The organism is Parafrankia sp. EUN1f (assembly GCF_000177675.1).
Taxonomy (GTDB): domain Bacteria; phylum Actinomycetota; class Actinomycetes; order Frankiales; family Frankiaceae; genus Parafrankia.
Map to the genome: position 1 here is coordinate 1 of NZ_ADGX01000221.1, position 11,167 is coordinate 11,167.

The following is an 11,167-nucleotide window of genomic DNA, read 5'->3' on the forward strand; positions in this document are numbered from 1 at the left end:
CCCGGTCGGCCGGGCCGCCGTGCCCAAGGCGCCGAACACCTGCTGGCTGAGCCGATCCAGCTCCCGGAACGGGTCGGTGCGCACCAACATCGGAACTCCACCTCCACGATCACGATCCTGTAGACCAGAGCGTTAGGTCATCCACTTATCTGTGGTGGATGGCCTAGATTTTTATATAGCACCGGTGGCAGACTGAGGCAAGTCCCCGTCCGGCCGTCCGGGCGGAGTCCTGGAGGCGCCCCGTGAGCTCGTCCGATGTCGACCCGACCCAGGGGGTGTACGGCATCTCGGTGGCCGCCGATCTGGTCGGCATGGACCCGCAGAGCCTGCGCCTGTACGAGCGGCGCGGTCTGCTGGAGCCGGCCCGCACCGGCGGCGGGACCCGCCGCTACAGCAGCGACGACCTGGCTCGGCTGCAACGGATCGGGTATCTGCTCGCGGCCGGGTTGAACCTCGCCGGGATCGCCAAGGTGCTCGAACTGGAGACCGAGAACGCCCGGCTGCGCGCCGACCTCGAACGGACACAGGCCGCGGACGTGGCGCCGACTCCTCACCCGGCCTCCCGTCGGAGCACGGACTGAGACAGGGCGAGACGTCGGAAATGCCGACCGGCACGGTGAGCGTCGCGAGCACGAGCCCGGCGACGAGCCCGAGGAAGGCTCGCCCTCGTCCGGTCGATCTTTCCGTCTCTCCCGCGTGAACCAGCACGGTGACCGTACCGAGTGGCCCGTCACCACGGCCACGGATTTGTATCGTTACCGGTGTAACCGTTGCAAATCGGACTACCTTCCGACCTGCGGTGAGTCGGCCGTCGAACGCGACGTCGAAGGCGTTGAGGGCACCCTTCCAACGGATCCCCAGCGGTTACGGCCCTGCCCGGTGGGGTCCAGGCTCATGGCCGTCACGTAGATGCACTTCAGCGCGGCGGTCTCGTTCGGGAAGTGGCCGCGGGCCCGGACCGCGCGGCGGATCCGTGTGGGGTGTAGAACTCGGCCACCGGCCTTGACCTGGGGTTTTAGGCGGCTCGTTCGTATTCGTTGATCAGGCCATCGAGGACGGCTCGGCGCTTGATCCGTCCCTTGGTCAGGTCTGCGACAGGGTGGTCGGGCCGAGGCCGTTGAAGGCCACAACTGCGGTGGGGTAGTCGTCCGTTGAAGTGCCGTTCGTACTCGGCCAGAACGGTGCGCAGGTGCCGCTCGCCGAAGATTCGCATCCGGTCAGTGACCTCGGTCCGGGCCGTGCGGACGAACCGTTCCGCGTAGGTGTTCGCCCGCGGAGCCCGGGGTGGAATCTTGATCGCGGTGATGCCGGCCTCGGCGGGGACCGCGTCGAACGACGCGGTGGACTGGCCGGCCCCGTCACAGACCAGGAACTGGAAGTCGGCCGCCAGGTCACCGAGATCCATGAGTAGGTTCCGGGCTTGTTGGGTGGTCCACGGTCCGTCGGGGTGGGCGGTGCCCCCGAGGATGTGGACGGTGCGGGAGCCGACCTCGATGACGAAGAAACAGTACAGACGTCGTGACATCAACGCGCAGTCCACGTGGAAGAAGTCCACGGCCAGCATCGTCGACGCCTGCGTGCGCAGGAACTGCCGCCACGTCGTGTCGGTCTGCCGTTGCGGAGCCGGGGGCAGCCCCAGGGACGTCAGGACCCGGCGGATCGTGGAGGAACTCACCCGGTGACCGAGCTTGAGCAGCTCGCCCCGGATCCGCTGGTAGCCACACGTCGTGTTCTCGGTCGCGAGCCGCTCGATGAGGGTCACGATCTCCGTGCCGACCGGTGGCCGACCCATCCGCTGCAGATGGGTCCGTTTCCGTACGATCAGACGGCGGTGCCACCGCAGGACGGTGCCGGGCGTGACCGGCCGGTGCGGCAGGAGTCGGATCAGTGCGGCGAGCACCGCCCGGTCCGCCCAGTCCCACCGCGGCTTCGGCTGGGTACGGCGCAGCACCGCGACCTCATGCCGCAGCACCAGCAGCTCGATGTCCTTCGACGCCGACGAACGACCGAGGAGACGGGCGTGCCGTCTTCGGGGGGCTACCGTGAGTACGGGCGTGCCTTCCCGACCGACGTGCCAACGTCGGCCTGACTGAGACCTCAACCTCGATCACCGGGAAGGTACGCCCTCCCCGGCCGATCCGCAGGTCTCAACCATTGCTCGGTCGGTGGTCCCGGTCAGGTCGTGCATCGCGCTTTGCGCGCGGTGGACTGCGATGCGCTCCGAGCTTTCGGGGTCGCGTGCGCGGATGGCGTCCAGGGTGCTGCGGTGGCTGTCCCATCGCGAACGCCCGAAGGTCGGATCCTTGCGAAGGCGGTCGAGGGATCTCTGGCGACGTTCGACGCTGGACAGGGCGCGAGTCTGTTCGAAGAGGCGGATCAGCACCGGATTGTGTGTGCTGGCCAGGACGCTTGCATTGAACTGCTGGACACTGCTGTAGAGGGACTCTGCGTGGCCGTCGATGGGCAGACCCTCGGCCACGCGGGCGGTGTAGAGCCTGCTCTTGTCCTCGGCGGCTTCGAGTAGCCCTGCGAGATGGGCGATGTCGTCCTCGGTGGCGTGGATCGCTGCGAGCCGAGCGACCAGGCCGCGCAGAGCAATCTCGACCTCAGCAAGTTGCTCCGGGGTGGCGCGGACAGGGGGGGCCACGCAGACGGTCCGCGGGCTTTTCCGCTCGAGGAGACCATCGGCCTCAAGACGCTTGATGGCCTCCCGGATTGGGGTAGGGCTCACCGAGAGACGTTCGGCCAGCCCCCGCTCTGTTACTCGTTCTCCCGGCGCAAGCGAACCCTCGACGATCAGGTCGCGCAGGTGCTGGTAGGCACGCTCAGCCAGCGATGTCGAATCGAGGCCACTGAGCTGCTGATGCACGTTCCCTCCTCGTGTGTTGCGGCAAGCGTAGTTGCGACAGCGTGCGACGTCCTGGGACATCATGAGTGATGCTGTTGCAAGAAGCATAGAGGTAGCATAAGCTCCGATACACCCCCGGATGTGACGTGGATCATGTCCCCTGCCGGGGCCCATCACAGGAGGAACGGCACATGAGGTTCGCAACCCGGAGCATGATGATCGCCTTGTCTGCTGCGTTGATGCTGTCGGCATGCAGCAACGGCGGGGACGAGTCGGACATTGTCGCCGACGCGTCACGGCCCTCCGGGATCTCTGATGACACGGTCACCCAGGCCCAGTCCGAGGGAGAGGTGGTGGTCTACACCAACTCGCCCGATGAACTCTGGGAAGCATTGATCCCCAAGTTCGAAAAGGCCTTCCCCGGAATCAAGATCTCTCCGGTCAGCCTCAACGGCCCGGAGTTAGTCCAGCGGCTGCGCTCGGAGCAGAAGACCGGCGCGGCAACGGCCGACCTCGTGATCGACAGTTCACCGAGCACTCTGTTCGACCTGGCGGACGCGCTTACACCTCGGGAGTCGCTGTACGACGCCGAACTTCCCGACTATGCCAAGCCACGTCGCGGGATCTACGCCATCTCCGCGGACCCGTCGATCATCCTATACAACAAGGCGGCCGTCGGCGCCAGCCCGCCGAAATCCCTCACCGACGTCGCTGACCTCGCCGGCGACAAACCGGGAAAGCTCGCCACCTACGACATCGACAGTGAAAACGGATACGCCCAGATGTGGACGTTCGCGAACCACCGTGCAGACGCGTGGACACTGTTCGGCCAGCTGGCCCCCGCGACCCGGTACGAGCTCAACGGCGGGTCCATGACCCAGAAACTGGCCCGGGGCGAGTATGTCGCCGGGTACTTCCAGTCCGGATTGGTCCGTGGCCTGCTGAAGCCCAACGGCCTCGACTCGGTTGTCGGCTGGAGCTACCAGGCGGATGGGACCACAGTGGTTCCCCGGTACGCGGCAGTGGTGAAGGATGCCAAGCACCCACACGCCGCAGCATTGCTCCAGGATTATCTCCTGTCGGGGCCGGGGCAGACCGTTGCCTGCTCCAGCGGGCTGACAGCGGTCCGTGACGACGTTGCCGACACCTGCGGCGACTTCGCCCTCACCACAGTCATCAACGAGGTGGGCGAGGACAACATCTTGATGGTCCCGCTTGACGAGTCGATGCGCACGGACAAGCCCGCCTTTTCCTCTCGACTGGCCGAGGCCCGGGGCCAGTGACGTTGTCGACAACGGCCTCCCTGCGCCGGCGGCGGCACGGCGGCGCGTCGCGAGCAGACCGCCTGATCCAGTGGGGCACCTGGCTGCTGGTGGTCGTCCTGATCTTCGGACCGATCGTCCCGGTCGTCTACGCCGGCTTCGTCGACCGCCCGCTCTACGAGTCGGGAGGCGTGCTGACCTTTGGCAACTTCGGCACGCTGGTCGACGATCCCGAATTTTGGTCGGCCCTGCGCAACACCGCTCTGTTCGCGCTGATGGCGGCGGTCCCCGGGGTGGTGATCGGCGCCGGCCTCGCGGTCCTGGTGGCGCGCACGGATCTCCCGATGCGTCGGGCCTTCAGCGTCATTCTGGTCGCGCCTCTGCTTTTCCCGGGACTGGGCGTGACACTCGGCTGGGTCACCATGTACTCGCCTAGCGGATTCGTGTCCACGTGGGTGGCCGACCATTTCGGGTCGACACCGTGGAACCTGTACTCACTGCCCGGCATAGCGATGGTCACTCTGGAGAAGAGTGTGCCGCTGGTGTACCTGATGGTGCGGGCCCGCCTGTCCTCTCTCGATACCTCCATCGAGAGCGCGGCACTCACTGCGGGTGCCAGGCCGCTGCGGGTGCTCTTGACGATCACCGTGCCGATGTTGAGACCGGCTTTGTGGACCGCGGCGATCCTGATCGTCATGATCGCGTTCGAAACGCTCGGCCTGCCGCTGATTCTCGGGGGTCCGGTCGGCATCGACACGCTCTCGACATATCTGTACCGGATATGGACCACCGATCCGGGACGGCAGGGAGCAGTGTCGGCGGCAGCCTCGGGGCTGCTTCTTCTGGTGACGGTGCTGTTGTGGCTCCGAACCCGGATCGAGGGTGACACCGGTCGGTACACGACTGCGGCCGGAAAGCCCTCCGCAGCCCGTCACCTCCGGCTGGGGCCGCTGCGTTGGCCATCGGCCATCGTCGTTGGCGGCTACGTGGTCGTCGCCATCCTGCTGCCGGTCATCGGCCTGGTGATGACGTCGATCACCTACATCTTCACGCCGGCCGTGTCGCCATGAAAGGTCCTGACGAGCCGACACTTCGAGACCGTGTTCACCAACGATGCGCTGCTGCGCTCGGTCACGAACAGCCTTCTGATCGGCGTGGTCGGGTCGGTGCTCGCAACATCAGCCCTGACACTCGCGGCTCTGGTGGCCCACCGTTCACGGTTTCGTCTGCGCTCGACCCTCCCTGCCATCCTCTTCTACCCGCGGGCCTTGCCGGGCATCGTCGTCGGCGTCGGGATCTTCTGGACGTTCGTCCTGGTGGCGCCGCTGGAACCGCTGCGCACCACAGTGTGGGGCATCATGCTCGCTTTCATCGTGCGGAACACCGCGGTGGGTTACGCAACGATCCAGGCCAGCCTTCTAGCGATCAGTGCGGAGCTGGATGCAGCCGCGCGCACCAGCGGTGCGACCTGGTTCAGGGCGTGCCGCGGCATCGTGGTTCCGCTCCTGCGCCCTGCGCTCGCCGGATGCCTCGTCTTGATGTTCGTCTCGATCCTGAACGACTACGACCCCGCCGTCTTCCTCGTGACCACGGGAAACGAGGTGCTGGGCGTGACGATGCTCAAGCAGTGGGCCGCGGGATTCGCCGGGCCGGTCGCCGCCCTGGGTGTCATCCAAATTGCCATTACCGCGCTTGCGGTGTTGATCGGGCGTCTTGCCTGGGGAGCGAAGCTTCGTGCCTGAAGTCACCGTGTCGACGCTCGGTCTCGACTATGCAGGAAAGACCGCTATCGACGACATCAGTTTCACCGCTCGCGATGGCGAGTTCCTGACACTGTTAGGACCGAGTGGATGTGGCAAGACCACGACGCTGATGTCGATCGCTGGACTTGCACAGCCGAGCCGCGGCGCGATCGCGTGCGGGAATGACGTGCTGTTCGACAGCACGCGATCCATCGACCGGCCGCCGGAGACGCGGAACTGCGGTGTCGTGTTCCAGTCCTACGCTATCTGGCCGCACATGTCGGTTGCCGAGAACGTCGCCTATCCGCTGCGCCTGCGCAAGGTCCGCAAGGCCGAGGCCGTCGCGCGTGTCCACGAGGCGCTCGCGATGGTCGGCCTGGACAGGCTGGCCGGCAGATACCCGCACCAGTTGTCTGGAGGGCAACAGCAACGGGTCGCTCTGGCACGCGCCATTACCTATGCTCCGGGTGTCCTGCTCCTCGATGAGCCGCTGTCCAACCTCGACGCGAAACTGCGTGAACAGGCGCGTCGCTGGCTCAAGGAATTCCAGTCGTCGGTCGGGCTGACGACCATTTTTGTCACCCATGACCAGGACGAGGCCTTGGCCCTGAGCGATCGGATCATCGTGATGAACGATGGTCGTATCGAGCAGGTGGGCGAGCCGGAGGAAATCTACCGACGTCCAGCGTCGCCCTTCGTGGCGTCGTTCCTGGGATCCGCCAACCTGCTGGCCGGCACGGTCGTCGGCTCCGCGGGCGACCTCACCCAGGTGCGGCTCGACGGCATCGGTCAGACGGTGTCAGTGCTTGAGGAATGCCCGGTCCGCGACGTTCTGGTGATGGTGCGTCCTGAAGACGTGGAGCTGGTGTCTGACACGGCGGACCCCTCCCTCGCTCCCGTCCGGGGCAACCTGAACTCCCGCATGTTCGTGGGCTCGTCCTACCGCTACGCCGTGGACTGCGGCGGCCAGACCGTGAGCGTCGCGTCACGTGAGCGGTGGGAACTCGGACCCGTGCGGCTGCAATTCGGCCTTGAACACGGCCGCCTGTTTCCCCGCGACGCCACCGATCAACTTCCCGATCGCATCAAGGAGAGCGCCCATGCTTGACCAGACTCAGGAGGTTCTCGGCGCACTTCTCCAGCGTCCGGTCCAGATTTTCGACCTGTCGCAGCCGCTCGAGAACGGCATGCCGTGCTCGCCCAGCCACCCCGGCTTCCACATGGCGCTGATACGCCGACACGGCGACCTGATGCGGGGCGCCGGATCCGGCTCGAACGAGATCATCACGTTCGGCGGTCACGTGGGCACACATATCGACGCCTTGGCCCACGTTGCCGCCGAAGGCCAACTGCACGGCGGCATCGACGCGGTCGCCAACAGCGTGGGTGGCCGCCACCGGGCTCTGGGCGCCGAGACCATCCCGCCCATGCTGTGCCGGGGTCGGCTCCTCGACATTCCCCGCGCGATGGGACTCGAGAGGCTACCCGCGGGCTACGGCGTCACTATCGATGATCTCCAGGCTGCCACCGGTGAGTCATCCATGGAGCCCGGGGACGTCATCCTTGTCCGGACCGGCTGGGCACAGAAGTACGGCGACCCCGAGGCATACGTTGGACACCGCGAGGGCGCTCCCGGCGTGACGGGCCCGGCCGCTGAGTGGCTTGCGGACCGGGGTGCGCGCGTCGTCGGCACCGACACCATCGCCTTCGATCAGATCCTGCCCGGTTTCGGTCACTCCCAGATGCCGGCCCACCACATCCTCCTGGTCAAGAACGGCATCCACATCATCGAGGTGCTCAACCTCGAGGAGCTGGCCGAGCACGGTGCCCGGGACTTCTGGTTCGTGATGATCCCGCTGCGCATCGTCGGAGCGACGGGATCGCCCGTACGACCACTCGCCATTGTCGACCCGTCCTCCCTGGAGGCCTCCCGATGAATCCCCCCCTCCCGCGCACCTTCGACCCCGAGGCCGTTGGACCACTGCAGGGATGCCGTGTGCTGGATCTGAGCCGCCTGGTTTCGGGCGGGCACTGCGGAATGGTGCTGGCTGACCTGGGTGGGGACGTCATCAAGGTGGAGCGCCCCGACGGCGGCGATGAACTGCGCGGCGGACGCATCGCGGGCGTCGCGGCCTTTTGGACGGTCTACAGCCGCAACAAGCGTTCGGTGAGCCTGGACCTGAAGTCAAAAGAGGGCCGCGGCATCCTTCTCGACCTGCTACGGACCGCTGACGCGCTCCTGGAGAACTTCCGGCCGGGAACGTTGGAGAAGCTGGGCCTGGGGCCCGACGTCCTGCTGAACGTCAACCCGAAACTCGTGATCACCCGCATCTCCGGCTGGGGTCAGACCGGGCCGTATTCGCGGTTGCCCGGCTTCGGCACCTTGGCCGAGGCAGTCTCCGGATTCATGTACCGCAACGGTTTCGCTGACCGGCCGCCCGCTCCTCCGCCGACGGCGCTCGCCGACATGGTCGCCGGTCTCTACGCCGCGACAGCGACAATCGCGGCTATACTTCATGCGCGCAACGGCGGCGCCGGTCAGACCATCGACGTGTCCCTGTTCGAACCCCTGGCATCGATCATGGGTCCAGACGCACTGCTCGATCAGCTGGGACACCTGCCCACACGAGGCGAAGGCACCCGCGCTTCGTCGGTCAAGGGCGTGTTCCAGACCTCGGACGGCAAATGGCTAGCCCTGTCCGCAGGGGCCGAAAGCATCGTCGAGAACCTGTTCGCGGCGATCGGCGAGCCCGACATGCTGAAGGACCCCCGCTTCCGTAGCTACCAGTCCAGGCTCGACCATCGAGTGGAGATCAACGCAGTCATCGGACGGTGGGTGGAGGTCAGGTCATCGGCCGATGTGCTGGAGACCTTGCGCGCCCAGGGAGTCACGATCGCGCCGGTGCTGTCGATGGCGGACGCACGGCGCGATCCCCACTTCGTCGCCCGCGAGGTCTACGTCGACGTCCCCGGGCGAGACGGAGAGCCCGAGACCATCGCCATGCACAACGTCGTGCCCCGCATGTCAGGAACTCCCTCGGGGCTGCGTCGGCCGGCACCACGGCTGGGCGAGCACAACGACGAGGTGCTGGCTGAGCTCGGCATCCCCGCCGAGACCATGCGCGACCTCGCCGCTCGCGGAATTCTCGGCACGCCGTCCGTCGGGAGCGTCAATGCGTGACCCCTCGAACAGCGTGTCCTGGCGGTCCCTGCTCTACGTTCCCGCGAACCGCGAGAGGTTCGTACGCCACGCCGCGTCGTCGAACGCCGACGCTGTGATCCTCGACCTGGAAGACGCAGTTCCGGCCGAGCACAAGATCGCCGCCAGGGAGAGCCTCGCCGGCGCCGTGTCCCACCTGCGGACCGCTCCAGTCACCGTGCTGGTCCGGGTCAACCGCTCATGGACACTGATGATCCCGGACCTCGAAGCCGCGGTGAGGTCGAAGGTCGACGCAGTGATCATCCCCAAGAGTGACGATCCCGGGATGATCCGCACGGTCGACGAAACCCTGTACGAACTCGAGGAGGGCGGAGCAGAAACAACCACAAAAGTAGTTGCGCTCATCGAGTCAGCCCGGGGAGTGCGACGCGTGGATCAGATCCTCACGGCCAGCGACCGCGTCGTCGCCGCGTCCACTGGCATCGGCGATCTCAGCATCGATCTCCATGCCTCACCCGACAGCCCCGCGGTCATGCATGCTTTCACCGAGGTCATCCAGGCAACCAGAGCCGCCGGCCGCACTCCGCTCGGCCTCCCCGGACTCATCGTGTCCTTTGCGGACCTGGATGGATTCCGCTCCTTGGCCACGCGGTCCCGCTCGATGGGCAGCACCGGCGCCTCCTGCATCCACCCACGCCAAGTCAGCACCCTGAACGACGTGTTCAGCCCGTCGGCTCAGGAAGTCGAGTACGCTCGCCGGGTGGTGTCGGCCTACGAGGAGGCCGCCACCAGCGGACACGGCTCCGTCATGATGGGTGACACGTTCGTCGACAACGCCAACTACCAGTACGCCAAACGTATCCTCAAGCACGGCCTGTCCAGTTAATGGCTCGGCGCTACTTTCGGCCCTATTCCATTTCCTTGGCGGCCCAGAATCAATAGTTGACGAGGCCCGGCGTGTCCAGCTCTGTCCGAGGGTGCGGGTCTCCAGAGGCGTGACCTCTACGGCGACCCATGCCCGAATTCGATTATGATTTGCGCCGGATGTTGACCAGATTGGCCCTTCGTCGCCACCGCTGCTACAGCCGTTAACAGCCAATGCTACGTGCGGTCGACGCCGCTCTTCTCGGAGAGAAGAGCGGGCGCAGCTTTCACCGATAATCCCTGATCTACCGCACCTGCCCACCCACCCAGCTAAGCAGGGCGGTGGCTGGTGGCGGCCCCAAGTCGCCGCCAGCAGGAACAAGCCAGGATGAGGACAGTACGGACGTGAATCCGAACTTCGACACCTACCGGCTCAACGACACCCACGTGGCTGTCCGTGAGGCGATCCGTGATCTCGCGGAGAAGGAGATCGTGCCGTTCGCAGCCGACGTTGACGAGCATGAGCGGTATCCCGCCGAGGCACGGGACGCGCTGGTCCGCTCGGGTTTCAACGCGGCCCATGTACCGGAGATCTACGGTGGCCAGGGGGCCGATTCGGTGACGACCTGCATCGTCATCGAGGAGGTCGCCCGGGTCTGTGCCTCCTCATCGCTCATCCCGGCGGTCAACAAGCTGGGGACGATGCCGATCCTGCTGTCCGGCTCGGAGGACCTGAAGAAGCTCGTCCTTCCCTCGATCGCCCGTGGGGAGGCCGCCGCTTCCTACGCGCTGTCGGAGCGGGAGGCGGGATCGGACACCGCCTCGATGCGGACCCGCGCCCGGCTCGACGGCGACCACTGGGTCCTCAACGGCACCAAGACCTGGATCACCAACGCGGGCGAGTCCACCTGGTACACGGTCATGGCCGTCACCGACCCGGATGCGGCGAAGCCCGCCGACGGCATCTCCGCGTTCGTCGTCCGGGCCGACGACCCCGGCTTCGAGGTCGGCTCCAAGGAGCGCAAGCTCGGCATCAAGGGCTCACCGACCCGCGAGATCCATTTCGTCAACTGCACGATCCCCGCCGACCGGATCATCGGCGAGCCCGGCACGGGTCTGCGCACCGCGCTGCGCACCCTCGACCACACCCGGCCGACGATCGGCGCGCAGGCCGTCGGCATCGCGCAGGGCGCGCTGGACGCGGCGATCGGCTACGTGAAGGAACGCCGCCAGTTCGGCCGCCCGATCGCGGACAACCAGGGCGTCCAGTTCATGCTCGCGGACATGGCGA

At 66.3% G+C, this 11,167-nt stretch carries 11 protein-coding genes and 1 pseudogene; 9 read left to right on the forward strand and 3 right to left on the reverse strand.

The genetic code is table 11. From position 1 onward, the window contains the following. Window positions 1-242: 242 nt before the first annotated feature. A complete protein-coding gene (locus FREUN1FDRAFT_RS35515) occupies window positions 243-581 on the forward strand; it encodes a helix-turn-helix transcriptional regulator (protein WP_006545225.1) in 339 nt (112 codons plus the stop codon). Window positions 582-804: 223 nt separating this feature from the next. Here the strand turns inward: FREUN1FDRAFT_RS35515 and FREUN1FDRAFT_RS47155 are convergent. The 3 genes and pseudogenes from FREUN1FDRAFT_RS47155 to FREUN1FDRAFT_RS35525 form a co-directional block, all read right to left on the reverse strand. Next, window positions 805-974, reverse strand: a pseudogene (locus FREUN1FDRAFT_RS47155) (IS256 family transposase); the annotation flags it as partial. 41 nt (window positions 975-1,015) lie between these two features. Beyond that, window positions 1,016-1,972 (reverse strand): integrase core domain-containing protein, encoded by a 957-nt coding sequence (locus FREUN1FDRAFT_RS35520; RefSeq protein WP_006545226.1) that lies wholly within the window; start codon window positions 1,970-1,972, stop codon window positions 1,016-1,018. A 135-nt stretch (window positions 1,973-2,107) separates the two neighbouring features. Continuing rightward, window positions 2,108-2,869, reverse strand: a complete 762-nt coding sequence (locus FREUN1FDRAFT_RS35525) for a GntR family transcriptional regulator (RefSeq protein WP_006545227.1) — start codon at window positions 2,867-2,869, stop codon at window positions 2,108-2,110. Window positions 2,870-3,039: 170 nt separating this feature from the next. Between FREUN1FDRAFT_RS35525 and FREUN1FDRAFT_RS35530 the strand changes: the two genes are divergently transcribed. The 8 genes from FREUN1FDRAFT_RS35530 to FREUN1FDRAFT_RS35560 all read left to right on the forward strand — a co-directional run. Then, window positions 3,040-4,131: an ABC transporter substrate-binding protein gene (locus FREUN1FDRAFT_RS35530; RefSeq protein WP_006545228.1), complete on the forward strand. Its 1,092-nt coding sequence runs from the start codon at window positions 3,040-3,042 to the stop codon at window positions 4,129-4,131. Beyond that, window positions 4,128-5,180 (forward strand): iron ABC transporter permease, encoded by a 1,053-nt coding sequence (locus FREUN1FDRAFT_RS40470; protein WP_006545229.1) that lies wholly within the window; start codon window positions 4,128-4,130, stop codon window positions 5,178-5,180. Before FREUN1FDRAFT_RS35530 ends, FREUN1FDRAFT_RS40470 begins: the two co-directional genes overlap by 4 nt. Before the next feature lie 30 nt (window positions 5,181-5,210). After that, window positions 5,211-5,852: an iron ABC transporter permease gene (locus tag FREUN1FDRAFT_RS40475; RefSeq protein WP_006545230.1), complete on the forward strand. Its 642-nt coding sequence runs from the start codon at window positions 5,211-5,213 to the stop codon at window positions 5,850-5,852. Then, on the forward strand, window positions 5,845-6,960 hold the full coding sequence (locus FREUN1FDRAFT_RS35540; protein ID WP_006545231.1) for an ABC transporter ATP-binding protein: 1,116 nt from the start codon (window positions 5,845-5,847) through the stop codon (window positions 6,958-6,960). Before FREUN1FDRAFT_RS40475 ends, FREUN1FDRAFT_RS35540 begins: the two co-directional genes overlap by 8 nt. Further along, the gene (locus tag FREUN1FDRAFT_RS35545; RefSeq protein ID WP_006545232.1) at window positions 6,953-7,789 is read left to right on the forward strand and encodes a cyclase family protein; all 837 of its coding nucleotides are present in this window, start codon (window positions 6,953-6,955) and stop codon (window positions 7,787-7,789) included. Before FREUN1FDRAFT_RS35540 ends, FREUN1FDRAFT_RS35545 begins: the two co-directional genes overlap by 8 nt. Continuing rightward, entirely contained in the window at window positions 7,786-9,033 is a 1,248-nt protein-coding gene (locus tag FREUN1FDRAFT_RS35550) for a CaiB/BaiF CoA-transferase family protein (protein WP_006545233.1), read from the forward strand. The genes FREUN1FDRAFT_RS35545 and FREUN1FDRAFT_RS35550 overlap by 4 nt, the downstream gene beginning before the upstream one ends. Further along, window positions 9,026-9,898, forward strand: a complete 873-nt coding sequence (locus FREUN1FDRAFT_RS35555; RefSeq protein WP_006545234.1) for a CoA ester lyase — start codon at window positions 9,026-9,028, stop codon at window positions 9,896-9,898. The genes FREUN1FDRAFT_RS35550 and FREUN1FDRAFT_RS35555 overlap by 8 nt, the downstream gene beginning before the upstream one ends. A 383-nt stretch (window positions 9,899-10,281) precedes the next feature. Beyond that, window positions 10,282-11,167, forward strand: an 886-nt coding sequence (locus FREUN1FDRAFT_RS35560; RefSeq protein ID WP_006545235.1) for an acyl-CoA dehydrogenase family protein, incomplete at its 3' end; no start/stop codon positions are given.

Excerpts from the sequence above, each read along its gene's own strand:
- FREUN1FDRAFT_RS35530 (WP_006545228.1), top strand. The coding sequence starts at position 3,040 with ATGAGGTTCGCAACCCGGAGCATGATGATCGCCTTGTCTGCTGCGTTG.
- FREUN1FDRAFT_RS35545 (WP_006545232.1), top strand. The coding sequence starts at position 6,953 with ATGCTTGACCAGACTCAGGAGGTTCTCGGCGCACTTCTCCAGCGTCCG.
- FREUN1FDRAFT_RS35550 (WP_006545233.1), top strand. The coding sequence starts at position 7,786 with ATGAATCCCCCCCTCCCGCGCACCTTCGACCCCGAGGCCGTTGGACCA.
- FREUN1FDRAFT_RS35555 (WP_006545234.1), top strand. The coding sequence starts at position 9,026 with ATGCGTGACCCCTCGAACAGCGTGTCCTGGCGGTCCCTGCTCTACGTT.